Raw genomic sequence first — 23,493 nt, forward strand, 5'->3', positions numbered from 1 at the left:
ATATGGCCTTATGCCGGATTGGTTTCGAACTCTACCAGTTCGCTACCGCCATCGACCAGATCACCACTGTTATAGAAGAAAGAAACCACCCGGCCATCGGCGGGGGCACGAATACTGTGCTCCATCTTCATCGCCTCCATCACCAGCAGGGCATCGCCCTTGGCAACCTCGCTGCCGGGTTCGACCAGCAGCGTCACGATGGTGCCATTCATGGGAGCGCTCAGGCCACCGGCATTCTGGTCGCTGTCCTGGTCACCCAGATCCGGTTTCTGCAATCGAAAACTGATCGCGTTGTTCGCGGTGTAAAGGCTGATTATGCCGTCGTGTTCGCTGACTGTGGCGTTCAGCTGGTAACCGTCGAGGTTGGCCCGCAGCTGGTTACCCTCCAGCACGCCTCGGGCATCACTGCAATAGGTCGCATCAGAGCCGGTGATACGGTAGCCGCAACCCGCGCCGCTGCGACGTTGCTCTACGGTTAAGGGGTACGCCTGCTCGTGCAGCAACAACGTAAAATCCTGTTGGCTGGGCGCATTGAGTCGCCAGCCGTCGGTGTTGTGCCAGGGCGATGAGGGGTCGCGCGAATGCCCGGCCGATTGCTCGGCGCTTTGTTGCTGGCGTAACACCAGATAGAGTGCTGCCAGTGGCAGATCCTGACCAAGGCGCTCCTCGCCGTCGAGGAAAATCGCTGCATGGTGTTTGTCGATAAAGCCGGTATCGAGATCGGCATCGCGGAACGGCTGGCAATTGGCCAGGTTGTAGAGAAATTCCAGGTTGGTGGTCATGCCACTGATGCGGTATTCACCCAGTGCACGGGTTAGTCGTGACAGTGCGCGATCACGATCTTCATCCCACACAATCAATTTGGCGATCATGGGATCATAGAAAACACTCACTTCATCGCCTTGGCGCACGCCCGAATCCACCCGCACATGCTGACTGTTAACCGGTGGCTGCAAAAAGCTCAAGGTGCCGGTGACGGGCAGAAAATCGTTGTCGGGATCTTCGGCGTAGACGCGGGCCTCAAAAGCATGGCCATGAATACGCAGCTCCTGTTGTTGCAGAGGCAGGGGTTCGCCACTGGCCACCCGCAGCTGCCATTCCACCAGATCCTGACCGGTGATCATTTCGGTGACCGGATGCTCAACCTGCAGGCGTGTATTCATCTCCATAAAATAAAAGGAACCATCACTATCGAGCAGGAACTCGACGGTGCCAGCGCCTTCATAATCGATCGCCTGGGCGGCCCGAATCGCCGCTTCACCCATCTGCTGACGCAGGGCCTCATGCATGCCGGGGGCCGGGGCTTCCTCAATCACTTTCTGGTGCCGGCGCTGGACCGAGCAATCCCGTTCAAACAGATAGACCGCGTTACCCTGTTGGTCGCAAAACACCTGAATTTCCACATGGCGTGGCTGCGTCAGGTATTTTTCAACCAGCATGCGATCGTCGCCAAAGGCATTCAGGGATTCACGCTTGGCGGCGGCCAGGGCCTCGTCAAATTCGTCGGCGCTCCAGACCTGGCGCATGCCCTTACCACCACCGCCTGCGGTGGCTTTGAGCAGTACTGGATAACCCATCTCGTCGCTGGCCTGTTTCAGCAAAGCGGGGCTCTGGTCGTCGCCGTGGTAACCAGGCACCAGCGGCACACCGGCTTTTTCCATAATCTGTTTGGCGGCCGACTTCGAACCCATGGCTTCAATAGCGCCCACGGGCGGGCCAATAAACACCAGCTTTTCTTGCTTACAGCGGTTACAGAAGTCGGCGTTTTCCGACAAAAAACCATAACCCGGATGTATCGCCTGAGCGCCGGTGCGCAGCGCGGCCTCAATCACCTTGTCACCCAGCAGGTAGGATTCGCGAGACGGCGCAGCCCCTATATGGACGGCTTCGTCGGCCATGGTGACGTGCAGGGCATCGCGATCGGCATCGCTGTAAACCGCCACCGTGGAGATGCCCAGGCGTTGGGCGGTGCGAATAACCCGGCAGGCAATTTCGCCCCGATTGGCAATCAGTATCTTGTTGAACATGCTGACTTACTCCTTGATCCAGGGGGCCGGTTGTTTGTCGAGAAAAGCGCCCAGACCCTGTTGCCCTTCATCGGATACGCGAATGGTGGCGATGCGTTCGCTGGTACTGGCGATCAGGTCGTCATTGATGTTGCGGCCCGCCACATCAAACAGCAATTGCTTGGCGGCGGCGACCGCCTGTGGGCCGTTTTGCAGCAGCTGCTGGATGATCTCCTCCAGCTGGCTATCAAGCTCCTCTTCATCGACCACTTCGCTGACCAGTCCCAGGTTGAGGGCGCGCTCGGCACTGAAACGCTCGGCGCTGATAAAATAACGCCGCGCGGCGCGTTGTCCGATGGCATTGATCACATAGGGCGAGATAGTTGCCGGCACCAGACCGATGCGTACCTCGCTGAGGCAGAAGCTGGCACGGCTGGCGGAGATGGCTATATCACAACAACTGACCAGGCCTACAGCGCCACCAAAGGCAGCACCCTGAACGCGAGCAATGGTCGGTTTCGGCATGCTGTTAAGCAGCTTCAACATATTGGCCAGGGCGTTAGCGTCACGCAGATTTTCCTCAAACGAATAGCCCGCCATGCGCTTCATCCAGTTAAGGTCTGCACCGGCGGAAAAACTGCGCCCGGTGGAGGCCAGTACCAGGGCTCGAACGCTATTGTCTGCTGATAAAGAGGTAAAACAATCGCTTAGCGAAGCGATCATTGTGTCGTCAAAAGCGTTGTGTTTATCCGGGTTGTTCAGGGTGACGGTAGCAATTCCCCGGCTATCAATTTCACAGATTACAGTTTCGTTAGACATGATATTAGCTCATTATTTTATGTCGTCTTAACGACTCAATTACATGCGGAAAACACCGAAGCGCGTGTCATCAATTTCCTTGTTCATAGCGGCAGAAATAGACAGGCCCAATACCATGCGGGTATCCGCCGGATCGATCACGCCGTCATCCCACAGGCGCGCCGAGGCAAAATAGGGGTGACCCTGATGCTCGTAAGTATCGATGATGGGTTGCTTGAAACGTTGTTCTTCACTGTCGCTCCAGGCCTCGCCTCGCTTCTCTTTCTGGTCCCGTTTAACCTGAGCCAGTACGCCTGCGGCCTGTTCGCCACCCATAACCGAAATACGGGCATTGGGCCACATAAACAGAAAGCGCGGGTCGTAGGCACGGCCACACATACCATAGTTTCCGGCGCCAAAAGAGCCGCCGATCAGTACGGTGAATTTGGGCACTTGAGCGCTGGCGACAGCGGTGACCATCTTGGCACCATGCTTGGCGATACCGCCTTGCTCGTATTGCGAGCCGACCATAAAGCCGGTGATGTTCTGCAGGAACAGCAGGGGGATTTTTCGTTGCGCGCAGAGTTCGATAAAGTGCGCGCCTTTTTGCGCCGATTCGCTGAACAGAATGCCGTTGTTGGCAACAATACCTACCGGGTAGCCGAAGATGCGGGCAAAGCCGCACACCAGTGTGGTGCCGTAAAGCGCTTTGAATTCGTCGAATTCCGAGCCATCAACCAGTCGTGCAATGACTTCACGCACGTCGTAAGGCTGGCGAGCATCCTTGGGAATAATGCCGTACAGGTCTTGTGCATCAAACAGGGGCTCAACCACCGGGGCCACATCGCATTGCTGGGGCTTGACCCGGTTAAGGCGGGATACCGCCTGGCGGGCCAGTTGCAGGGCGTGGTGATCGTTTTGCGCGTAATGATCGGCCACGCCGGAGGTGCGACAGTGCACGTCAGCGCCGCCGAGTTCTTCTGCGCTGACCACTTCGCCGGTAGCGGCTTTGACCAGGGGCGGTCCGCCGAGAAAAATGGTGCCCTGTTCGCGCACGATGATCGACTCGTCGGCCATGGCAGGTACATAAGCGCCACCCGCAGTACAGGAACCCATGACTACGGCGATCTGTGGAATGCCCTGCGCCGACATATTGGCCTGGTTAAAAAAGATGCGGCCAAAGTGTTCGCGATCGGGAAACACCTCATCCTGCTGTGGCAAATTGGCGCCGCCGGAATCGACCAGATAGATACAGGGCAGATTGTTTTCCCGGGCGATGGTTTGCGCACGCAGATGTTTCTTGACGGTTAACGGGTAATAGGTGCCGCCCTTGACGGTGGCATCGTTGGCAACAATGACGCACTCTTCGCCGCTGACCCGCCCGATGCCGGTAATGATGCCCGCGCCCGGGACATGATCGTCGTATACCTCATGGGCGGCGAGCTGGGAAAACTCCAGAAAGGGCGCGCCGGGGTCCAGTAACCCTTGTACGCGATCTCGAGGCAATAATTTGCCTCGAGAAAGATGACGATCTCTTGCTTTTTCTCCGCCGCCGAGTTTTACGCCGTCGAGCTGTGTCTGCAGATCGTCAACCTGCGCCTGCATGTGTTGGCTGTTTTCCGCAAACTCGGCGCTGCGGGTATTGATGCCTGAAGTGAGTATCGCCATGGTAGTGGTTCCCCGACCCGAGTTACTTGGTTTCGTTAAACAGTTCGCGACCAATCAGCATGCGGCGGATTTCGCTGGTGCCGGCGCCAATTTCATACAGCTTGGCATCACGCAACAAGCGGCCGGTCGGGAACTCGTTGATGTAACCATTGCCGCCCAGGGTCTGGATCGCCTGCAGGGCCATCTGGGTAGCCCGCTCGGCGGTATAGAGAATCACGGCGGCAGCATCTTTACGGGATTCCTTACCCTTGTCGCACGCCTTGGCCACGGCATAGAGGTAGGCGCGGGAGGCACTGAGTTCGGTATACATGTCCGCCACCTTACCCTGCATCAGCTGGAATTCGCCGATCGACTGGCCGAACTGCTTACGGTCGTGGATATAGGGCACGACCACATCGAGGCAGGCTTGCATAATGCCGACCGGACCGCCGGAAAGCACGGTGCGTTCGTAGTCCAGACCGCTCATTAGCACCTTGACCCCTTCGCCTTCGTTACCGAGAATATTTTCGGCCGGTACTTTGCAATCCTGAAAGACCAGTTCGCAGGTGTTGGAGCCACGCATGCCCAGCTTGTCGAGTTTCTGGTGACGGCTAAAACCGGGGAAGTCACGCTCGACGATAAAGGCGGTCATGCCCCAGGCGCCTTTGGTCGTGTCGGTCTTGGCGTAGATCACGTAGGTGTTGGCGTCGGGGCCATTGGTGATCCACATCTTGTTGCCATTGAGGACATAATGCTCGCCCTGGCGCTCGGCTTTGAGTTTCATGCTGACCACATCACTGCCGGCATTGGGTTCCGACATGGCGAGGGCGCCAATATGCTCGCCGGAGCAGAGCTTGGGCAGGTACTTGCGCTTTTGTTCTTCGTTACCGTTTTTGAAAATCTGATTCACGCACAGGTTGGAATGGGCACCATAGGAGAGACCGACGGAGGCCGAAGCGCGGGAGATCTCTTCCATGGCAATAGTGTGGGCCAGATAGCCCATATTGCTGCCACCGTACTCTTCCGACACGGTGATGCCCAGCAGGCCCATGTCACCAAACTTGCGCCACATGTCCATGGGGAATTCGTTGCTGCGATCGATCTCTTCGGCACGGGGAGCCAGCTCGGCCTGGCAAAATTGATAAACCGCGTCGCGCAGCATGTCGATCTCTTCGCTTAGATCAAAATTCAGGGTGGGATAGCTGGTGTTCATATTGTCTCCTCGCGGAACCGGGCGGCTCCATTGTGTGTCTGTTTTTTTTCTTGGTTTGAAATTGCTAGGTTGCCTGATGGTCTGGATCGAATTGGTTATTCAGGTGTCGGTAACACCCATCTCCTGCAGGGCATCGATGCAGCGTTGCTCCGATTCCTGCAGGTCCAGCATCATCAATTCGATGTCGTGCAGCTGTTGTTGCAGGGTCGCCTTGCGGCTGCGTACGTGATTGATCAAGGCTTTCAGCTGTTGCTCGTTATTTTGTCCCGGGCTGTACATTTCGATGATGTCCCGGCTTTCCTCCAGGCTAAAGCCGAGACGCTTACCCCTGAGAATCAGTTTGAGTTTGGTGCGATCGGCGGGGGAGTAGACCCGGGTCTGGCCTTTGCGCTGGGGCGTTAATAAGCCCTTGTCTTCGTAGAAGCGAATGGTGCGGGTGGTGATGTCGAACTCCTTGGCGAGTTCGGAGATGCTATATGTGCTGGGGCGTGACGGAGTATTCATAAAAGGACTTCGCTAATGACTGAAGTCCATTGTAGGGTTGGTTTACGTTAACGTAAAGGTAAAAATGGCGATATAAAAGGTCGCTTTTAACGACGAACTATCAGCCAATGCGTCCATCTATCCATTAACTGCACTATAACTCTGTGCGTTAGTACCAGCTTTGGGGTATAAACCTTGTTCGGACAGGATGTCTCGGTTGGGGTGAATAGGAAGTGGGCAGAAAAATTCTGAAATGGTGGCGGCGTGGAAGTCTGATTGGCGTCCGCGGCCTGGAGTTTTCGGATCGTCAACGTGTCGTGGTCATTAATCAGTTTGTGATACTGGCCCTGATGATCACCCTGTCTTACCAGATCACTTACCTGTTGACCGACTTCGAGCGTATGCGGCCGTTAATGGTCGTTCACTCCGTCACCATGCTGGTGCTACTTATGGCCTTATGGGCCAACTACCAGCGCTCGCACATTACGGCGGCATTGCTGGCGCTGGGCGCGCCGACCCTGATCCAGATACCCATCGTCACCTATTTGATCAGTGCCGATTCCGGGCTGCATATTTTTCTCCTGAGTGGTGGTGTGCTGACCTTTTTGGTCTTCTCTGATCGGCTGCGATGGCTGCGTTACGGATTACTGTTGGTCTCTACGGTGCTTTTTATGGTGCTCGACCAATATTGTAAGGCGGAGATAGCGCCGGTGCAGTTGTCGTCCGAACAGCTGGTGGTGATGCGGGTGCTGAATATCGCCGGTTTTGTCCTGATGCTCTATATCCTGTCCTATCTGTTTCATGGCCAGCTGATACAGCAGCGGAGGCGTATTCAGCGCCAGGCGAGAGCGTTGGCCTTGCTGGCCAATACCGATGACCTGACCCAGTTGCCGAACCGTCGCCGAATAATCTCCGAAGCCCAGCCCAATGGGCTGTTTAAAGGGGTGGTGGCGATCGCCGATATTGATCATTTCAAGGGCGTAAACGATCGTCATGGTCATGCGGTGGGCGATGCCATCCTGAAGGGGGTGGCGGAGATTATGGAGGCCTCTATCCGTGATATTGACACTGTCGGCCGGTGGGGTGGGGAGGAGTTTATTTTCCTGCTCAGTCATAGTTCGCCGGAAGAAGCGCGGCTGGTGCTGGAGCGTGTCCGTGAGCAGATCGAAGCCTACGAGCTCAACTTTCAATCCAGGGATTATCGCGTGACCATTTCCATCGGCATGGCGGTGATGAATCAGCACAGGAGCTTCGATGAGGCGCTGCGTATCGCGGATGCAGCGCTCTATCGGGGCAAGCGTCTGGGGCGTAACTGTGTAGTGGATGAAGCAGTCGCCTACTGATCCAGCACCCGCTCGGCGGATGGTGATTCTGCCACACTGGTACGACGCCAACAGCGCGCGATAACGGCCATCACCACAATGGCGAAGGCCAGCCGGCCCCAGAGAATGGAATACAGGTCGGCACCTAGTAAGAGTATCAACAGGGTGTCTTCGATCAGGCTGTGGGCCAGACCGAGAAAGCAGATGGTCAGTATCATATCCCGCCGGCTGATCTCTCCCGAGCGCGCCTCGGCGATCAGCAGGCCGGCGCCAAAACTGAGTCCAAGGGTTATGCCGATAATGGTCACGTGGGTGGCTTCACGCCCCACCTGCAACACGCGAAGTAGAGGCGACAGCAACCAGTGCATAAGTTTTTCGATACCCAGCCAGCGCAACAGCCGGAGCAGGGTCATGAGGGCGCTGATGATCAGAAAGATCGTGGCAAACAACCATAGTTGGTCAATCGCCCAGGCCGCTAAACTTTCGGCCTGGGCTTCGGGTTGCCACAGCATTATTGCCGGTTGTTGCTGCCAGTTGCCCCAGCTGTATATCTGGTGAGTCAGTGCCGCCAGTGTCAGGGCGCCACCGATACGCAGCATTAGGGTGACTCGCCAACGAACCCCCACCAGTTTGGCGACGGCGCCCTCGGTGGGTAAGGAGTGGGCTACCAGAATCAAGATGCCCAGTACGCTGACCTGAGCCACGCTGAGACTTTCTCCTCCGGCCAATTCATAGAATACCACCATCGCGGTATACAGGTTGGTCAGGATGGCGGCAGCCCACACCAGCCCTATGCTGGCGGGCAGGCCAACCAATTCCATCAAGGGAGACAGCAGCCAGCTGAGCCATTGGGTGGCGCCGAAACTATCGAGTAGTTTAACCAGCAAAATGGCGGGTAGCATCACCTTTACCAGCACCCAGTAGACCCGCAGGATCTCCAGAGAATGACTACGCAGTTGTTGGGGTAAAGCTTTTATATCAAGGGGTTGCATGGGGCGTCCTGGCCAAGTTGGTATCGTCAGCGATTAGTGATTGAGGCAGGCGACAGTATATCGATGGCAGATAAAATAATTCTTTGAAAGCGCGATAAAACTTGCTAATAATTTCTTATTGAATTCGATATAAGAAATATTATTAATGTCAGCTTCGATAGATCGTCTGGATACGGCCATTCTGAAACAGTTGCAACAGGACTGTTCGGTCACCAACCAACAGCTTGCCGAACGCGTCGGCTTGTCGCCACCGGCCTGCCTGAAACGGGTGCGCAAGCTAAAGCAAAGCGGGTTGATCAAGCAGCAAGTCGCTTTGCTGGACCAGGAGCAGCTGGGTGCCTGTCTCCATATGGTGGTGGAAGTAGAGATGGAGCGTGATCGTTATGATCTCTATCAGCAATTTGCTAAACGGGTCAACGCGGCCGAAGAGGTTAAGCAGTGCTATCAGGTGACGGGGGAAGTAGATTTTGTCTTGATCGTGGTGGTGGCGGACATGGTGGCTTATGAAGCGTTTTGCCGACAGGTTCTTTACGCGGAAGCCAATATGAAAAACTTCCGTACGCTGATCTCGATGAAGCGGGTAAAGTTCGATACATCCGCCGTGCTACCGGCCAGCGACTAGCGCCCTGTTGCCAGAACGCGTCGCCTGATTCCCTGGTTGAGGGTTACTGTGCCAGGGTTCTCGGGCTTTCCTTCAAAAAGGCAAAGCACAGCCCGGCCGCGAGTCCGCACAGACATTGGGTCATAAAGCCTGACCAACCTCGAGCACCGGCAATCAATGTGATCTCCAGAATAGGGTGCATCAGCAATAGCATGGCGGCAAATGCGACCGCTCCGGCTAAGGGGTACAGCACTCGTGGGGACAGGGAGAACTTGCGTAGCAGCCAGGCGGTCAGGGCAAAGGCGATGGCCAGGCCGATGGTGATAATGACGCCGTAGGTGGGCAGTAAGCCCAGTAAGTCATCCAGTGTGGCCCGGGCTCTTACCTCGGCGGGTACCGAGACGCCGAGACTTGCCAGCTCATTGAGTACTAACTGGGTATGGCTGAAGCAGGCCAGGACAATGGCGCTGAGACAGGAGATCACAAAGGCGATGATAAGGCGGGTACGGGAAGACACTCAAAGACTCCGTCAAAATGGATAGCTCATTCAGCCACAGCCATTGCTTGATGCCAAGTCCCAGCGCTCACTTGGCTTCTTTGCCATCCAGCTGGCAAAACGCTAGTCGATGTTTGGGGGCTCTGGCATTATGATTGTTTACTATGGACTCTATCTATTGTGTCGACGGGAGATAACGATGCCTGCACTAACGCCGATTTTTCATCGCTTGGGCCGAATTTTTGCACCCCTGTTTATTGTGCTACCGGGGCTCGCCGTCGCCGCTGACAAGGTCGGTTATGAACTACAGGTCGTGGCCGATGGTCTGAATCATCCCTGGTCCCTGTCGTTTTTGCCCGGCGGCAGCATGCTGGTCACCGAGCGTCCCGGTCAGCTGCAATTGATCAGCGCCGAAGGCCAGGTTAGCCCGGTGAGCGGTGTACCCGAGGTGTTCCATCGTAGCCAGGGCGGGTTATTTGAAGCGGTGCCTCACCCGGACTACGCGATTAACAAGCTGGTTTACCTGACCTATGCCTGGGGCGATGGCAGTGCCAACGCTACTCGGCTGGCCCGTGCTCGTCTCGAGGGTAACGCGCTAAAGGGGCTTGAGGTGCTGTTTACCGTGGCGCCTTTGAAAGATACTCCCGTGCATTACGGTGGCCGCATGGCCTTTATGCCCGATGGCACCCTGTTGCTGACCACTGGTGATGGCTTTGATTATCGGGAGGCGTCGCAGAAGCTCGATAGCTTGCTGGGTAAGGTCGTACGCCTCAACGATGATGGCTCGATTCCGGCGGATAACCCCTTTGTCGGGCAAGCCGGTGCACGGCCCGAGATATACAGCTATGGTCACCGAAACCCCCAGGGGCTGCTCTACGACGAAGACTCGGGTACCGTCTACTTGCATGAACACGGACCCAAGGGGGGCGATGAGATCAATATCATCGAGCCGGGTAATAACTATGGCTGGCCAGTGATTACCTACGGCCGGGATTACTCCGGAGCCTCTATCTCGCCCTACACCGAATACGAAGGTATGGAACAACCGCTGCTGCACTGGACACCCTCTATTGCACCATCAGGTATGGCCCTGTACCGAGGTAAGGATTTTCCCCAGTGGCAAGGCAATCTGTTGGCGGGAGCCCTGGCAGCACGTCAGGTACGAAGCGTAGAGCTTGATCAGGGGCAGGTAGTTGATCAACAGGTGCTGTTTGATGAGCTGGGGGAGCGGGTTCGGGATGTGCGAACCAGCCCCGAGGGTGACCTGTATTTACTGATCGACAGCAATAACGGGGCTCTGTATCGAGTCGTACCCAAGTAACCGGTATCGAGTAGCACCCAAATAACTGGTATTGGATTGTCTCCAAAGAATCGAACCGGTTGATTTCTCTTTAACTCATAAGCGCTGACTCGGGTCGGCGCCGGTATATCGATCGCTATGTCTCAACCTCGTCGTCCCGCGCGTGCTGCCCGTCGATCCGGCAATAAGGCCAGTCGACGCCCTGGCGGACTGCACCCAAGGAATCTTCATCAGGGGCGTTATGATCTGGAACGTCTCTGTCGCCGTAGCCCGTCCTTATCGCGCTTTTTAATCACCAGCCCCCGGGGTGAGGCGACCATCAACTTTGCCGATGCTGACGCGGTTTTCGCTTTGAACCAGACGCTATTGGCAGAGTATTACCAGGTCGACCATTGGCAGTTGCCTGAGGGGTATCTCTGTCCACCGATTCCGGGACGAGCAGATCTTATTCACTATGCGGCGGATCTGTTGGCCCGAATCAATGATGGTAAGACGCTGACCGGCAGTCAGGTCAGGGTGTTGGATATTGGCACGGGGGCCAATTGCATCTACCCGATTATTGGTGCCCGTAGTTATGGCTGGCATTTTGTGGGCACGGATATCGATCCGGTGTCGATTGCCGCTGCCAAAACGATTGTAGAGGCTAATGCTTGCCTGAAAGGGCGCATCAAGCTGATTCAGCAGCAACCGGGATCCATCTTTGGCGGGCTCGCTGGCGAACGGTTTCATCTGAGCCTGTGCAATCCGCCGTTTTACGCTTCAGAAACCGAGGCTAGAACGGCCAACCTGCGCAAACGGGAGAACCTGTCTCGAAGTAAAGGTGGTGCTGTACGCCAATCTGATATGCCAGAACGCAACTTTGCCGGGCAGCGTGCAGAGCTCTGGTGCCCCGGTGGTGAGCGGCAGTTTTTGCAGCAAATGATCGACGAAAGTCAGGGGCTCGCCAGCCAGGTGTGCTGGTTCACCAGTCTGGTTTCCAACGGGGATAATATAGCGGCGTTAAAAAAACGTCTCAAAATGCGTCAAGCCGTTCAGGTTGAAGTGATTCCGATGGCCCAGGGGCAGAAAGTCAGTCGTATTCTGGCCTGGAGCTTTTTGTCGGCCGAGCAGCAGTTGAGGTGGCGACCCCTGGAAGGGTAGCGAGTCGCGTTGATCCGGGTTGCTGCCGGGACTCAGGCCCTGAAACCTGTTACATTTTGCGTCTTCAGTCATCCTCATGGACGGAATTTTTTCCTGTTATGGACAGCCTTTTTGCCGACCGCATCAATGATGTGCCCCGCTCCTTTATTCGTGAAATCCTTAAGGTGGCCCTCGACCCCTCGGTGATCTCCTTTGCCGGCGGCTTGCCCAACCGCGAGTTTTTTCCCGCCGAAGAGCTGCAACAGGCGACGGAGCAGGTGTTTGCCCTGCAGGGACGGGATCTGTTTCAGTACAGTAGTTCGGAAGGGTTTCTTCCCTTGCGGGAATGGATTGCCAAGCGTTATCGCGATACCCAGGGGCTGGATATTTCGGCCGACTCGATCCTGATCACCAGTGGTTCGCAGCAGGGGCTGGATCTGCTGGGGAAGGTGTTACTCAACGAAGGGGATGGCTTGTTGATGGAGGCGCCGGGTTATCTGGGTGCTATTCAGGCGTTTTCCATTTATCGCCCCGAGTTTCTGAATGTGGCGGTCAATGAGCAGGGCATGGTGCTGGAGGAGCTGGATCGCCAATTACAGGGCACATCGCCCAAGCTGGCCTATACCGTACCGAATTTTCAAAACCCCTCGGGTATCAGCTACAGCGATGCCAATCGTCAGGCGGTGGCTGAACGCCTAAAGGGTAAGAACTGTATCCTGATCGAAGATAACCCATACGGAGACCTTCGGTTCAGCGGCGACCCCGTAGCCTCCTTTTATAATCGCCTGCCTGAACAAACGGTGCTGCTGGGGTCGTTTTCCAAATGTGTGATTCCGGGTTTCCGGCTGGGTTGGATGGTCGCTCCGGAGCCATTGATGCAGAAACTGTTGGTGGCCAAGCAGGCGACCGATTTACACACCAGCCATTTCACCCAATGCATCGTGCATCAATACCTGATGAATCATGATATCGATGCCCACCTGAAAACCATCATTGACGCTTACGGAAGCCAGTGCCGTGCCATGATGGCAGCAATGGATCGTCATTTTCCGGATACAGTGCACTACACCAGGCCCGATGGTGGCATGTTTTTATGGGCAAGCCTGCCCGAATCGTTATCGGCGATGGCGCTGTTTGAGCTGGCGGTTAAGCAGCAGGTGGTTTTTGTCCCTGGCGATCCCTTCTATACCGACCGCAGTAATAGCTCGACCCTTCGTTTGAGTTTCTCCTGTGTCGATGCCGAGACTATTGATGTCGGGATTGAACGGCTTGGCCGAGCTATGGGTGAAATGCTTGCCAAATAACCTACGCACGAGCTCTCTTGAAAGTGTTTTTGGGCGAGTTCATATCTGTGAAAAGAGCGTCAAATAGAATTTTGTGTCGATATATTGAAATATGCGACAAGCATCTACCTGTGACCATCTCCGCTGTTGTTCGAGGGTAGATGTTCTTGGTTATTGGCGCCTTGCATATCGACTGACTGTATTTCTTTTATTCCGCTCAGCTCATCTAGCGATTGAAGGTGTATCGCCGCCGCCAGATCGGCAACGTCGAGGGGTTGAAAGCGGCCTAATCCCGGCAACAAGCAAAGGGCTTTGACTATAGGAAAGCTTAGTCTTTCATTCAGTCGTGGAGGATTACGCCGAGCGTGAAGCATGGAGGGTCGATAGATACACAACCCTGGCAGATTTAAGTTGCGTAATGCAGTTTCCATCTCCCCCTTGGTGCGGCTGTAGTAATTGGGTGAGCGAGCGCTTACACCTAGCGAGCTCACAACATGAAATTGCGCGACCTTATGCCGCTGTACCCAGCGTCCCAGTTCTATTACATAATCCCGATCGACTCGGGCGAAAGCAGCAACAGAGCCGGCTTGCTTCAGAGTTGTGCCCAGGCAACAAAATACTCGGTCGACAGGCGAGTCTTCATCTGAAGAGATCTGGAATTTACTTAAATCATCCAGAGTAAGCAGGTGCTCACATACCTTGGGGCGGCCGGAGAATGAAGTAGTACGGTAATGAAGTATATGAACCTCACTATAACGAGGGTCGTCCAACAAGCGCTGGGTTAACAGCTGGCCGCTGGCGCCTGTAGCGCCGACGATGAGTGCTCGCAGAGTGTTGGGTTGAGTCATGGCTTGGTCCCTAGCGGATATGATCCAGTGGCAGTTCGGTATTATCGATCACGCGTCGCATGACGAAGCTGGAATGGACGCCACTAACCCCTTTAATGCGGGTCAACGTGTTCAGCAGGAACTCCTGATAATGATCCATATCGACGACGATTACCTTGACTAGATAGTCGGCCGATTGGCCCGTGATCAGGCAGCATTCGAGCACCTCGGGGCACTTGTTCAGTGTCGATTCAAAGAGTTCGAATCGATCCGGTGTATGCCGATCCATGCTGACCTGAATATAAGCGGTGAGTTTTAAGCCCAGTTCGGAGCGATCGAGGATGGTGACGTGTTTCTCGATAATGCCGGATTCTTCCAGTTGCTTGACCCGGCGTGAGCAGGGAGAGGGTGATAATCCGATTTTTTCTGCCAGTTCCAGATTGCTGATGCGGCCATTACGTTGCATCTCTTGCAGAATACGACGATCCATTCGGTCCAGTGACATGGGGCTGTCCTCAATTGAAAACTACAGCTTAGCATGCGAAATCCAGTGCTCGAGTAATATATTGCGTATTTATTGCTTAATGGGGATATATATTGCTTTCATGTCGTAGTAATAGGGTGAATAAGCAATCATGTATCCCGCTTCTCGACGTAGAATAACCCCGTGGTAACGCACATGGCCTGTGACACCGAAATCGCCCGGCCTCTTCACAAGAGAGGGGAAAGCGTAAGGGAAGGTGCTTTTATCAGAGCAGTCACAGGGAGCCCGTATCTGGGGTGGACCGGCAGGCCAGATTAACCGCTATTCTTGTTCAAGACGCCCCAGCTGGGGCGTTTTTTCTTTTCGCCTCAGGCTTCTTCTTTGTGTGTCATATTCTCCAGGCTTTGCTATATCGAGGCCGGTTCGGCGCAGACGGGTTGTTTTCGACAACTTGACCGTTCTGAATAGTCTCGAAACGCAGCTACACTGAATGTTTGATATGAATGCCAGGAGCTTGAGGGCTTCTGGATCATTGCCGGCCCTGTTGTTTTGGCCGCATCGTTTACTATAGGGGGGGCGGTATGAGGGATGTTGTCTTGGGATTATGCATCCTTGGGTCTATGGTGCTTGGGTACTTTTTCGCCATGGATGATCATCAGCAGTGGATGCACTGGCCTATCTATATCTCCTTGTTATCGCTGGCAGCCCTGGTCGCGACACCGCTGAAGTGGCGATCATCAAACGATGATTCTGCTGTGCAAACACAGTTTGACTTTGTGAGTCGCTGGACGGACAGGATTCCGGAGCCGGTCAAGAAATCCTTTTCTATCTTTCTCGCTATTGTTTTGGGCGGTGTGCTGGCGGCACTTGCGACCAAGTTGGGGGTTCCGCTGCCGACGGGTGAATAAACGGCGTAGCCTGGCCTGGCGTAACACTGGCTCAGTTGTTCTAAATAAGGGCATATATGCGAAAAGTAACGCGTCGATTCCTGTTGTTTGGCGGATTCTGTCTCTGTGGGCTGGCTATTGTGTCCCTGCTCGATTGGGATGATCAGCTGTTAAACCGCTTCGTAAAGTGGCGCCATTCGGACCACCACTCGACTTTACAGGGACGGTGGCAGTTGCACTCTGCCGTGAAGTCCTTGCCAGCCACGGGGGGAGAGTTATCCGGCCTTACCTGGTCTGAGAAAACACAAACGCTGTTTGCTGTGCGCAATAAACCCGCGGCGATTTTGGAGTTGGACAGGGATGGCCGCTTGTTGCGCACAATCAATGTTGCTGGAGTTTCAGATCCTGAGGCCATTGTGTGGCTTGATGGAGATCGCTTTGCGATCGCCGATGAACGCAACCAAACGCTGTATGCCTTTTCGATTGATCCGGGGGTAACAGCGCTGGATGTCAGCAAGGCCCATCATCTATCCCTTGGGATCGAGCTCAATGGTAATAAGGGTTTTGAGGGGCTGGCTTATGATCGCAACAAGCAGCGACTCTATGTTGCCAAGGAACGTGAGCCTCAGCGATTGTATGTTCTGGGTGGTTATACGGGGACGACAAGGGATCAATTGAATATTCAGCGGCTGGATGACTGGCAAGGTCGCAGTAATTTCTTTATGAGTGACTTCTCTGGGTTGCAGTTTGTAGCTCAAACGGGTCATTTGCTGGTACTTAGTGACGAGTCGTCCCTGTTGGTTGAGCTGAGCGGTTTCGGTGAGTTGATTGCCTTTATGGAACTGGATTCGGGCTTTTTGGGGCTCAGCGAGGCTGTTCCGCAAGCTGAGGGTGTGACTCTGGGTCCCGAGGGAGACCTTTTTATTGTGAGTGAGCCGGATCTTTTTTATCGCTTTACCAAAACGGATCAGGTTCAAACAGGTGATGATGGATAGTTAATGATGTTGACCATTAGAGACGTGTTAATCGCTATACTCGAGCTAGTGCGCATGATGGGAGATGCTGGCGAGAGCCCCAAGCTGTAAAATTCTTTGACTCGGGTACTGTATTGCTATAATCTCGCGCGCAGCTAGAAAGAAAGCCTTTTGTTTACATGCTCCGTTCGTGATTGTTAAGTATTTTCTCGACCTGTAGTTTCTAAGTGTGAGTCTATTTTTTCCGCTACATCCGCCTCTTGAAGGCACACATTTTTATTAAATTGCAGGAGACTATTATGTCTAATACTACAACTGGTACAGTAAAGTGGTTCAACGAATCTAAAGGTTTTGGTTTCATCGAGCAGGAGTCTGGTCCTGACGTTTTTGCTCACTTCAGCGCCATCACCGGTTCTGGCTTCAAAACTTTGGCCGAAGGCCAGCGCGTTGAGTTCACCGTAACTCAAGGCCAGAAAGGTCCTCAAGCTGAGAACATCGTAGCTTTGTAAGCCTTTTGCACGCATCAGCGTGCGAAGATTACAAGATACAAAAAAGGCGAGCCCAAGGGTTCGCCTTTTTTTATGCCTGATTTTCAGGAGTTTGCCTCCCGGGCTGGGCATTATTCGGCGGCTTGCACTCGCTCCGAGATCAGCGAAGCATTTGGCCGGCCTGTCAGAACCCGCAGCGCATCGGTAACCTCTTCCACCAACGCAACATGCTTCTTGTTCAGGTAGTGGTATAAAAGCGTTGTCTGGATGGGCGGAGACAGGGCCTCTATACTGCGCAGGCCGGCTCTTTTCAAGGCCAGTGTGCCGACCGACTCTGGTACCACAGCCACATCGATTCGTTGTTTGTCGAGCATGAGCATGAGTTGTTCCGCGTCATTCACACGAACGACATCGGCATTTAGCAGTCGGCGGTCGATTTCCACGTATCCAGCAACAATACCTACCTTGTAGGGCAGCAAGCTGGCCCAGCCATCCACTTGAAAGCGGTTTTGAGCAGTAACGAAGGCGGCCACGGGGTGGGAGGCAATGGGCACGGGGATTCGGATCAAGCTGGGAAGAAATGACTCCGCGCCCTTTACTCGTAAGGCTTCACCATCGATATCTTCATTGTTCTCGGCGGATAGCAGTGAGCGCTTTGCGGGCATTTCCAGAATTTCGATCTCATAGCCAACCTGGGCATAGGCTTTTGTTAATAAGGGTTTAATGCGGGTAATGCTGCCAAAGTCATTGACGGTCGAAAATCGCAGGACCTCATCGGTTGCCGCCATGTCGGGCCGCTCTTCGGCTGTCGCCGTAACGGAGAAGAGGCACAGCACCAGAGTTGGTAACAGATTGTCCATAATGGTCTCCATCGCACAGAGGCTGATGGAATGAGTCCTTTTTCCTGTGTCTTTTTGCCCGGTTCCTTGAGCATCATGTCCGGTTAGAGGTCGGTTGGGCCTCTTACAGATATGATCCGATTCCCTGCAAAAACTGTGGTCTGAGGCCGTTGTTGTTAAAGGCTGCAGTTTTCCCTAAAGCAGGTTACGGCTAGTTTCTGAACTGGTGTGGAGAATCAATATCCCCTTACTAGGCAGGATTATAGACACTTTTGCATTGCGGGTAAGTGGTCCCTGGTGACCTTTTTTGGGACAAATGTCCCTATCCAGAGAATAAATGAAAGATTTTTAACCCTTTTGCAGTAGCTGGGCGTTTATAGGGGGAAAACACCAAGGAGATAAATATGAACCCCCCGACTTACGGACACATCTTGACTCTAAGCGCTTTGGGAGCGCTATTGGCCCTCCAGGGCTGTGGTAACTCCCAGCAGCCTGCAGACGTTGAATCTTCGGGTACGTCTACCTCGATTCAACATCCCGAGTTGAAACCTCAAGAAGCGGTAAAACGCAAAGAGCAGGATCAGAGTGTTGATTTGATCGACCGGCTTGCCGGCGGGCCAATGGTTCAGTACCAACAAGCCCAGGGTAAGCCTTCGAATGAAAATGCAGCCAGTAAGCGATTACAGCGCTTGAGATCAGCGCCGGCACTATCGGTGATGCAAGAATCTGAAGCGATGTTGATGCCCGGTGATGCGGTGGCGCCAATGTATGGCCAGATCACCGACCGGGAAAACTACCTTGTAATAGAGGCCAATGCCGTAAAACGAGTCAGTGAGCATCCGGTTTCAACCTTCAGCGTCGATGTCGATACGGGCAGTTACAGTAATGTTCGTCGTATGCTCAAGGCGGGTCAGCTACCGCCGTCCAATGCCGTGCGCATCGAAGAGATGTTGAACTATTTTGACTACGCCTATCCTGGTCCTCAATCCACTAACCTGCCCTTTGTGGTCAATACGGAGATGGCACCAGCGCCCTGGGACTCGCAACGGGTTCTGTTGCGGATAGGGCTGCAAGGATATGAGGTGCCCAGTGCCCAGCGTCCGGCGAGCAATCTGGTATTTCTGGTCGATGTTTCCGGGTCGATGCAAAGCCCTGACAAACTGCCGTTACTGAAGCGTTCATTGCAGATGCTGACGCGCCAAATGCGCCCCGAAGATCGAATTTCCCTGGTGGTATACGCCGGAGCATCCGGTGTGGTGCTGAAACCGACACCAGGAAATCGTCAGGCGGAAATCAGTCAAGCGCTGCAGCAGTTGGAAGCCGGGGGCTCTACCAATGGCGGGGCAGGTATCGAGCTGGCCTACCTGATGGCTCAGCAAGCCTTTATCGAGGGCGGTATCAACCGGGTCGTATTGGCAACCGATGGTGATTTTAATGTCGGAACTGTCAATCAGGATACACTGAAAAACCTGATCGAACGACGTCGACAATCCGGAATCAGCCTGACCACGCTGGGTTTTGGCCAAGGTAATTACAACGATGCCCTGATGGAACAACTGGCTGATGTTGGCAATGGCAATCATGCCTACATCGATACTCTCAATGAGGCGCGTAAAGTGTTGGTCGATGAGCTGGGCTCAACCCTGCAAACCATTGCCAGTGACGTTAAAATCCAGATCGAGTTCAATCCGGCCAAGGTGTCTGAGTACCGCTTGATTGGGTATGAAAATCGGCTACTGGCCCGGGAAGATTTTACCAACGATAAAGTCGATGCCGGCGACATCGGAGCAGGACACAATGTTACGGCGCTCTATGAATTGACCCTGCAGGGCGGCAGAGCGGAGCGAATCGAACCTTTGCGTTACGGCACCATGTCCGAAAAACGCGCGTTACCTGACAGTCAGGAGCTCGCATTTTTGCGCCTGCGTTATAAGTTGCCTGGTCAGAGCCAGAGTCGTTTGCTGGAGCAACCTTTGAATACCAGTGCACTGCATAATAACCTGGAGGACAGCAGCGAGAGTTTGCGTTTTGCGGCGGCGGTTGCGGGTTTCGGGCAACTGTTACGCGGAGGCCATTATACCAATCAGTTTGATTATGAGGGTGTTGCGCAGTTGGCTGCCGGCGCTCGTGGTCAGGACCTGTACGGTTATCGAGGAGAGTTTTTGCAGTTGGTACACAGCGCTCGTGAGCTGTCTCGAATGTCACAGCAGTCTCAATCTTCCCAGCCATCTCAGGACGAGCATCTGGATCCTCTGGTAGAGCGACCCGGCAAAGGCAAGAGCCGACTATTGCAGGTCATGCCCCAGCCTCTATCAGTAGTGCAGTAACTGGCGTTGTGATCGGGCATATTTCAACAGGGGTGGGTGATACTCATCTCTGTTATTTTGCTGACTGGCGTCTTAAGCTATGACCATGCGAACCCTCGAACAACTGGATGATCACGACCTGATGCTGCGTTTTGGTGAAGGCGAGGCAGAGGCCTTTGAGTTACTCTACCAACGCCACCGTCGAGGTCTCTATTGTTATTTCTTGCGTCAATGCTCTCAACCCATGCTTGCGGAAGATCTTTATCAGGATGTGTGGGGGCGTGTTATTGCTGCCGCCAGTCAGTATCGTCCCGAGGCGCGCTTTGATACCTGGTTATACCGTATCGCCCATAATCGGCTGGTTGACCATTATCGACGTCCGGCCATGGTCTCGGTCGGTGTGGAACATGAGGCCATTGCACCGGATTGCGGCCCTCATGATATGGCGGAGCAACAACAACAGGCACAGTTGTTACGACATTGTTTGCAGCAGTTACCTTCTCCCCAGCTGGAAGCCTTTATGTTGAAGGAGGAGGTGGGGTTCAATGCGCCTATGGTGGCGGAAGTCGTGGGTGCTTCGGTCGAGGCGACCAAAAGCCGATTGCGTTATGCTTATCAAAAATTACGAGACTGTGTCACTAATAAGTGGCAGGAGGTGAGTCGTGAACGAGCCTGAATCTCCTACAGATGAGCAGTTTGTACGGTCTCTGTACCACAGTCTGGAAGCAGAGGAACCGAGCGCTAAACTGGATGAGAAAATCCTCAATACCGCGCGCTTGGATGCAAAAAAACGTCGGTCCGACACCTCTCTGGCAAAATGGCACCGCTGGCAATGGCCGACTTCGGTGGCGGCGACCCTGGTCCTGGGAAGTTTGATTTATCTGTACCAAATGCCGGCCTCCCCCCCAGAGTTTCTGTTGGATGATGCCCCTCTGGATTCGTCTTCGAGTGTTCCGGCCAAGCCCGGTTCTGCTTCCGGGATAGGGTTGCAGCAGAAGGTGATGCCTTCGGATGCTATCTCTTCGCAGGGTGACACTTCAGCCGTGCCACGACAGCAATCGAACGCCGCCAAACGCCTTGATGATACCGGTCCGCCGCAAAGCATTGGCTTTGAAAGTCGTGAGAAAAGCGCTCAAAGGGCAGAATCTGTATCCGAAGCGGCTGCAATGGAGAGCGATTTATCCACCCGTTCAGCACCCGAAAGCATTACAGCTTACCCTGCGAGGCAACCCGCCTTGTCGCTCGAGGAAAAGCCGAATCGATCAGCGGGTAAAGCGGCCGTTGAAACCGATCTAGGCGACAAAGAGGAGTTGGAGCTACCATCCCCCCAGCAATGGCTAGACTCAATTCAGCATCTGCTCGACAGCGGGGAGACAGAAGAAGCGCAGCGAATGTTTAGTGAATTTCGAGTTCATTATCCCGATTTTCCTGTCGGCCAGGCGTTGCAAGAAGCTCTGGAATAAGCCGGCGCCTTGTTCAAGCAGCCGCAATGTCCCCGCCCGTCTATTATGGGTTAAGGCCAGAGTGCTGCAGAGTGAAGAGGAATATGAATCAATCCAACCAAAACAAGGTCCATGGTGCCTGGCTCATTCAGCCGACATCGGAAAGAGTGCTCCTGGTGTGGGTTTCCGGACGCTGGAACCGAGAAGCCGTGAAGCAGTATGGTCAAGATTTAGCTAGGCTGTTACCGCCTCGGTATATTGAGCAGACTTGGGGGGCGATAGTGTTTGCTAATAATTGGGGGATGGCAACCCGCGATTCGGAACCTGAAATTATCAAGCTTCGAAGCTGGGCCATTGATCATGGACAAAGAGGCACAGTCTATCTGTTTGACCGATTGTTCCCCCGCCTGCAGATTGAATCGGTAATGAGTTCCAATCAGGCTGGCAATATTCCTCTGGTTTTTAAAAGCAATGTTGACGATGCCATTCTTTGGCTGGAAGACAAGGGCTTTAGCGTCCCGCGAGAGGAGGTGGAAAATTTTTTTGCAGCGCTTCCTGTTGATGAATCAGAGGATTAACCCGGGTTAATGCGACTTGCACTTCATCTGGGCATGCTGGGCACTTGATCTGAAGATAATCATAAACCGGGACCTTATGTTACAGATTCGTTGGTTGGGCTATGGACTGCTTACGCTGCTGTTGCTACTGGCGCTGGCTCTATTGTTACTGTTTATCTGGCCTCGACCCAGCTTTGATATGGCGCCGGCACGGGACTTCGGCTGGCGCCTGCCGACACTGGACCAGGCCAACTACGATTACCGCGTACGGGACGATGGTCGGCTCGAAATCCGTTTGCAGCATCCGGTGCTGGAGGGCGTTTCTCCGGCCATGTTGAGCTGGTGGTATCAGCAGCTTCCTATAGGTCGAGCCGACTGGAACGGCGAGAAATACAGCTATTACCATCTGTTTCATCCCAGCGAGCACGGGGTGATTCGCCTGCTGGAGCCGGCTGCTGATGGTTCTGAGGGTATAGGCGTTGGTGCCCTGGTCTACCGCCAGGAGCGTTTTGGCCCATTTTTCAGTAAAGGCAGTGGACGAATTCTGAGCTTCAATCAGCAGGGTATGTTGGTTGCGCCCTCCATGGGGCCCCTGACATTCGGACGGATCGAACATCGTTTTGTGGCAGAAAACGGAGGCACCAGCTACAGCGTTCACGCACTGTTGGGCTCGGAAGTACCGATCATCGGGCCGATTATTAACCGTTACATCGCCAGCAAACGCTTTCCTCCCCCGGTCTTGCAGCAATGGTTACGGCATCAAGTAGAAGAGGTGGGTACCTTGCCCTATTTTTTGCCCGAGCTCTATCGGCGCGCCCATCCGGTTTTGGAACAAAAAGGTGTTTTAGATTCCGAATCGGCCTGAATTTATTGGCTGATCCACCGCTCAGCAAACGAAGCGGTCACTCCTCAGTTGGCCTGCGCCAACAGGCGATCGAGAGTATTGGCAAAGCGTTGCCGATCCTGCTGGCTAAACTTGGCTGGACCACCGAGCTGTTCACCGCTGCTGCGCAATTCTTCCATAAGATTACGCATGGCCAAACGCTGGCGAATGGTTTCCGGGGTATAGAGTTCTCCTCGGGGGTTAATCGCCAGGGCTTTCTTTTCTACCACTTCCGCCGCCAGAGGAATATCGGCAGTGACCACCAGATCACCGGCGCTGAGTTGTTGCACGATATGGTTATCGGCGACATCGAATCCTGCCGGCACCTGTACCGACTGAATCAGGTTACCCGCCGGCGTGGCCAGAGGCTGGTTGGCGACCAGAGTCAGTGATGTCTCGGTGCGCTGTGCGGCACGAAACAGGATATCTTTGATCACCTTGGGGCAGGCGTCGGCATCGACCCAGATCTGCATGGTTTCTCCTTATGTGAGCCGGATCGATTCTGTCATAAAACGCATGCATCCAACATCGGCAAATGAGTTTATT

At 54.2% G+C, this 23,493-nt stretch carries 24 protein-coding genes; 13 read left to right on the forward strand and 11 right to left on the reverse strand.

Annotated features, from left to right (window positions below; all coding sequences use genetic code 11):
• Positions 1 to 8: 8 nt before the first annotated feature.
• The 5 genes from MIB40_RS08075 to MIB40_RS08095 form a co-directional block, all read right to left on the reverse strand.
• Positions 9 to 2,027: an acetyl/propionyl/methylcrotonyl-CoA carboxylase subunit alpha gene (locus MIB40_RS08075; RefSeq protein ID WP_249692810.1), complete on the reverse strand. Its 2,019-nt coding sequence runs from the start codon at positions 2,025 to 2,027 to the stop codon at positions 9 to 11.
• A gap of 6 nt (positions 2,028 to 2,033) precedes the next feature.
• Positions 2,034 to 2,825 carry an enoyl-CoA hydratase/isomerase family protein gene (locus tag MIB40_RS08080; RefSeq protein ID WP_249692812.1) on the reverse strand — a complete coding sequence of 264 codons (792 nt, stop codon included), beginning with the start codon at positions 2,823 to 2,825 and terminating at the stop codon, positions 2,034 to 2,036.
• 39 nt (positions 2,826 to 2,864) lie between these two features.
• Positions 2,865 to 4,472 (reverse strand): carboxyl transferase domain-containing protein, encoded by a 1,608-nt coding sequence (locus MIB40_RS08085; RefSeq protein ID WP_249692814.1) that lies wholly within the window; start codon positions 4,470 to 4,472, stop codon positions 2,865 to 2,867.
• Between the two features lie 22 nt (positions 4,473 to 4,494).
• The gene (locus MIB40_RS08090) at positions 4,495 to 5,664 is read right to left on the reverse strand and encodes an isovaleryl-CoA dehydrogenase (protein WP_249692816.1); all 1,170 of its coding nucleotides are present in this window, start codon (positions 5,662 to 5,664) and stop codon (positions 4,495 to 4,497) included.
• 99 nt (positions 5,665 to 5,763) lie between these two features.
• Positions 5,764 to 6,168, reverse strand: coding sequence for a MerR family transcriptional regulator (locus tag MIB40_RS08095; RefSeq protein WP_249692818.1), 405 nt, complete (start codon positions 6,166 to 6,168; stop codon positions 5,764 to 5,766).
• 212 nt (positions 6,169 to 6,380) lie between these two features.
• Here MIB40_RS08095 and MIB40_RS19730 point away from each other — a divergent pair, with 212 nt between their 5' ends.
• Positions 6,381 to 7,490: a GGDEF domain-containing protein gene (locus MIB40_RS19730; RefSeq protein WP_249692821.1), complete on the forward strand. Its 1,110-nt coding sequence runs from the start codon at positions 6,381 to 6,383 to the stop codon at positions 7,488 to 7,490.
• On the opposite strand, the gene MIB40_RS08105 is transcribed toward MIB40_RS19730, so the two are convergent.
• Positions 7,484 to 8,461, reverse strand: coding sequence for a hypothetical protein (locus tag MIB40_RS08105; protein WP_249692823.1), 978 nt, complete (start codon positions 8,459 to 8,461; stop codon positions 7,484 to 7,486). The two genes, MIB40_RS19730 and MIB40_RS08105, sit on opposite strands and share 7 nt — an antisense overlap.
• A gap of 145 nt (positions 8,462 to 8,606) precedes the next feature.
• Between MIB40_RS08105 and MIB40_RS08110 the strand changes: the two genes are divergently transcribed.
• Positions 8,607 to 9,083, forward strand: a complete 477-nt coding sequence (locus MIB40_RS08110) for an Lrp/AsnC family transcriptional regulator (protein ID WP_249692824.1) — start codon at positions 8,607 to 8,609, stop codon at positions 9,081 to 9,083.
• Between the two features lie 43 nt (positions 9,084 to 9,126).
• On the opposite strand, the gene MIB40_RS08115 is transcribed toward MIB40_RS08110, so the two are convergent.
• Positions 9,127 to 9,579 (reverse strand): hypothetical protein, encoded by a 453-nt coding sequence (locus MIB40_RS08115; protein WP_249692827.1) that lies wholly within the window; start codon positions 9,577 to 9,579, stop codon positions 9,127 to 9,129.
• 178 nt (positions 9,580 to 9,757) lie between these two features.
• Here MIB40_RS08115 and MIB40_RS08120 point away from each other — a divergent pair, with 178 nt between their 5' ends.
• From MIB40_RS08120 to MIB40_RS08130, 3 genes are all read left to right on the forward strand, one after another.
• On the forward strand, positions 9,758 to 10,879 hold the full coding sequence (locus MIB40_RS08120; protein ID WP_249692829.1) for a PQQ-dependent sugar dehydrogenase: 1,122 nt from the start codon (positions 9,758 to 9,760) through the stop codon (positions 10,877 to 10,879).
• 117 nt (positions 10,880 to 10,996) lie between these two features.
• Positions 10,997 to 11,998 (forward strand): 23S rRNA (adenine(1618)-N(6))-methyltransferase RlmF, encoded by a 1,002-nt coding sequence (rlmF, locus tag MIB40_RS08125; protein ID WP_249692831.1) that lies wholly within the window; start codon positions 10,997 to 10,999, stop codon positions 11,996 to 11,998.
• A 98-nt stretch (positions 11,999 to 12,096) separates the two neighbouring features.
• On the forward strand, positions 12,097 to 13,281 hold the full coding sequence (locus MIB40_RS08130) for an aminotransferase-like domain-containing protein (RefSeq protein ID WP_249692833.1): 1,185 nt from the start codon (positions 12,097 to 12,099) through the stop codon (positions 13,279 to 13,281).
• Between the two features lie 104 nt (positions 13,282 to 13,385).
• Here the strand turns inward: MIB40_RS08130 and MIB40_RS08135 are convergent, their stop codons facing one another.
• The gene (locus tag MIB40_RS08135; RefSeq protein WP_249692835.1) at positions 13,386 to 14,108 is read right to left on the reverse strand and encodes an NAD-dependent epimerase/dehydratase family protein; all 723 of its coding nucleotides are present in this window, start codon (positions 14,106 to 14,108) and stop codon (positions 13,386 to 13,388) included.
• Between the two features lie 10 nt (positions 14,109 to 14,118).
• A complete protein-coding gene (locus tag MIB40_RS08140; protein ID WP_249692837.1) occupies positions 14,119 to 14,592 on the reverse strand; it encodes an Lrp/AsnC family transcriptional regulator in 474 nt (157 codons plus the stop codon).
• 560 nt (positions 14,593 to 15,152) lie between these two features.
• On the opposite strand from MIB40_RS08140, the gene MIB40_RS08145 reads away from it, so the two are divergent.
• The 3 genes from MIB40_RS08145 (at position 15,153) to MIB40_RS08155 (ending at position 16,941) form a co-directional block, all read left to right on the forward strand.
• The gene (locus tag MIB40_RS08145) at positions 15,153 to 15,479 is read left to right on the forward strand and encodes a hypothetical protein (RefSeq protein ID WP_249692839.1); all 327 of its coding nucleotides are present in this window, start codon (positions 15,153 to 15,155) and stop codon (positions 15,477 to 15,479) included.
• Between the two features lie 56 nt (positions 15,480 to 15,535).
• Complete coding sequence (locus tag MIB40_RS08150; protein WP_249692841.1) at positions 15,536 to 16,453, forward strand: SdiA-regulated domain-containing protein; 918 nt, start codon at positions 15,536 to 15,538, stop codon at positions 16,451 to 16,453.
• A 278-nt stretch (positions 16,454 to 16,731) separates the two neighbouring features.
• Positions 16,732 to 16,941, forward strand: a complete 210-nt coding sequence (locus MIB40_RS08155; protein WP_249692843.1) for a cold-shock protein — start codon at positions 16,732 to 16,734, stop codon at positions 16,939 to 16,941.
• Positions 16,942 to 17,051: 110 nt separating this feature from the next.
• On the opposite strand, the gene MIB40_RS08160 is transcribed toward MIB40_RS08155, so the two are convergent.
• Entirely contained in the window at positions 17,052 to 17,780 is a 729-nt protein-coding gene (locus MIB40_RS08160) for a substrate-binding periplasmic protein (protein ID WP_249692845.1), read from the reverse strand.
• Between the two features lie 383 nt (positions 17,781 to 18,163).
• On the opposite strand from MIB40_RS08160, the gene MIB40_RS08165 reads away from it, so the two are divergent.
• The 5 genes from MIB40_RS08165 (at position 18,164) to MIB40_RS08185 (ending at position 22,929) form a co-directional block, all read left to right on the forward strand.
• Entirely contained in the window at positions 18,164 to 20,086 is a 1,923-nt protein-coding gene (locus MIB40_RS08165) for a vWA domain-containing protein (RefSeq protein ID WP_249692846.1), read from the forward strand.
• A gap of 79 nt (positions 20,087 to 20,165) precedes the next feature.
• Positions 20,166 to 20,741, forward strand: coding sequence for a sigma-70 family RNA polymerase sigma factor (locus MIB40_RS08170; RefSeq protein WP_249692848.1), 576 nt, complete (start codon positions 20,166 to 20,168; stop codon positions 20,739 to 20,741).
• A complete protein-coding gene (locus tag MIB40_RS08175) occupies positions 20,728 to 21,528 on the forward strand; it encodes a hypothetical protein (RefSeq protein ID WP_249692850.1) in 801 nt (266 codons plus the stop codon). The genes MIB40_RS08170 and MIB40_RS08175 overlap by 14 nt, the downstream gene beginning before the upstream one ends.
• Positions 21,529 to 21,611: 83 nt before the next feature.
• Positions 21,612 to 22,085 carry a hypothetical protein gene (locus MIB40_RS08180; RefSeq protein ID WP_249692852.1) on the forward strand — a complete coding sequence of 158 codons (474 nt, stop codon included), beginning with the start codon at positions 21,612 to 21,614 and terminating at the stop codon, positions 22,083 to 22,085.
• Between the two features lie 76 nt (positions 22,086 to 22,161).
• Complete coding sequence (locus tag MIB40_RS08185; protein WP_249692854.1) at positions 22,162 to 22,929, forward strand: hypothetical protein; 768 nt, start codon at positions 22,162 to 22,164, stop codon at positions 22,927 to 22,929.
• A gap of 44 nt (positions 22,930 to 22,973) precedes the next feature.
• Here the strand turns inward: MIB40_RS08185 and MIB40_RS08190 are convergent, their stop codons facing one another.
• Entirely contained in the window at positions 22,974 to 23,420 is a 447-nt protein-coding gene (locus MIB40_RS08190) for a YaiI/YqxD family protein (RefSeq protein WP_249692856.1), read from the reverse strand.
• Between the last annotated feature and the right edge of the window lie 73 nt (positions 23,421 to 23,493).

The organism is Aestuariirhabdus haliotis, from assembly GCF_023509475.1.
Taxonomy (GTDB): domain Bacteria; phylum Pseudomonadota; class Gammaproteobacteria; order Pseudomonadales; family Aestuariirhabdaceae; genus Aestuariirhabdus; species Aestuariirhabdus haliotis.

Bases quoted from the DNA above. Each gene is read 5' to 3' on its own strand.
- MIB40_RS08190 (WP_249692856.1), bottom strand. From the start codon at position 23,420: ATGCAGATCTGGGTCGATGCCGACGCCTGCCCCAAGGTGATCAAAGAT.
- MIB40_RS08155 (WP_249692843.1), top strand. From the start codon at position 16,732: ATGTCTAATACTACAACTGGTACAGTAAAGTGGTTCAACGAATCTAAA.
- MIB40_RS08085 (WP_249692814.1), bottom strand. From the start codon at position 4,472: ATGGCGATACTCACTTCAGGCATCAATACCCGCAGCGCCGAGTTTGCG.
- MIB40_RS08130 (WP_249692833.1), top strand. From the start codon at position 12,097: ATGGACAGCCTTTTTGCCGACCGCATCAATGATGTGCCCCGCTCCTTT.
- MIB40_RS08090 (WP_249692816.1), bottom strand. From the start codon at position 5,664: ATGAACACCAGCTATCCCACCCTGAATTTTGATCTAAGCGAAGAGATC.
- MIB40_RS08145 (WP_249692839.1), top strand. From the start codon at position 15,153: ATGAGGGATGTTGTCTTGGGATTATGCATCCTTGGGTCTATGGTGCTT.
- MIB40_RS08135 (WP_249692835.1), bottom strand. From the start codon at position 14,108: ATGACTCAACCCAACACTCTGCGAGCACTCATCGTCGGCGCTACAGGC.
- MIB40_RS08120 (WP_249692829.1), top strand. From the start codon at position 9,758: ATGCCTGCACTAACGCCGATTTTTCATCGCTTGGGCCGAATTTTTGCA.
- MIB40_RS08165 (WP_249692846.1), top strand. From the start codon at position 18,164: ATGAACCCCCCGACTTACGGACACATCTTGACTCTAAGCGCTTTGGGA.
- rlmF (WP_249692831.1), top strand. From the start codon at position 10,997: ATGTCTCAACCTCGTCGTCCCGCGCGTGCTGCCCGTCGATCCGGCAAT.
- MIB40_RS08170 (WP_249692848.1), top strand. From the start codon at position 20,166: ATGACCATGCGAACCCTCGAACAACTGGATGATCACGACCTGATGCTG.
- MIB40_RS08160 (WP_249692845.1), bottom strand. From the start codon at position 17,780: ATGGACAATCTGTTACCAACTCTGGTGCTGTGCCTCTTCTCCGTTACG.
- MIB40_RS08105 (WP_249692823.1), bottom strand. From the start codon at position 8,461: ATGCAACCCCTTGATATAAAAGCTTTACCCCAACAACTGCGTAGTCAT.
- MIB40_RS08180 (WP_249692852.1), top strand. From the start codon at position 21,612: ATGAATCAATCCAACCAAAACAAGGTCCATGGTGCCTGGCTCATTCAG.
- MIB40_RS08110 (WP_249692824.1), top strand. From the start codon at position 8,607: ATGTCAGCTTCGATAGATCGTCTGGATACGGCCATTCTGAAACAGTTG.
- MIB40_RS08185 (WP_249692854.1), top strand. From the start codon at position 22,162: ATGTTACAGATTCGTTGGTTGGGCTATGGACTGCTTACGCTGCTGTTG.
- MIB40_RS08150 (WP_249692841.1), top strand. From the start codon at position 15,536: ATGCGAAAAGTAACGCGTCGATTCCTGTTGTTTGGCGGATTCTGTCTC.
- MIB40_RS08075 (WP_249692810.1), bottom strand. From the start codon at position 2,027: ATGTTCAACAAGATACTGATTGCCAATCGGGGCGAAATTGCCTGCCGG.
- MIB40_RS08140 (WP_249692837.1), bottom strand. From the start codon at position 14,592: ATGTCACTGGACCGAATGGATCGTCGTATTCTGCAAGAGATGCAACGT.
- MIB40_RS08095 (WP_249692818.1), bottom strand. From the start codon at position 6,168: ATGAATACTCCGTCACGCCCCAGCACATATAGCATCTCCGAACTCGCC.
- MIB40_RS08080 (WP_249692812.1), bottom strand. From the start codon at position 2,825: ATGTCTAACGAAACTGTAATCTGTGAAATTGATAGCCGGGGAATTGCT.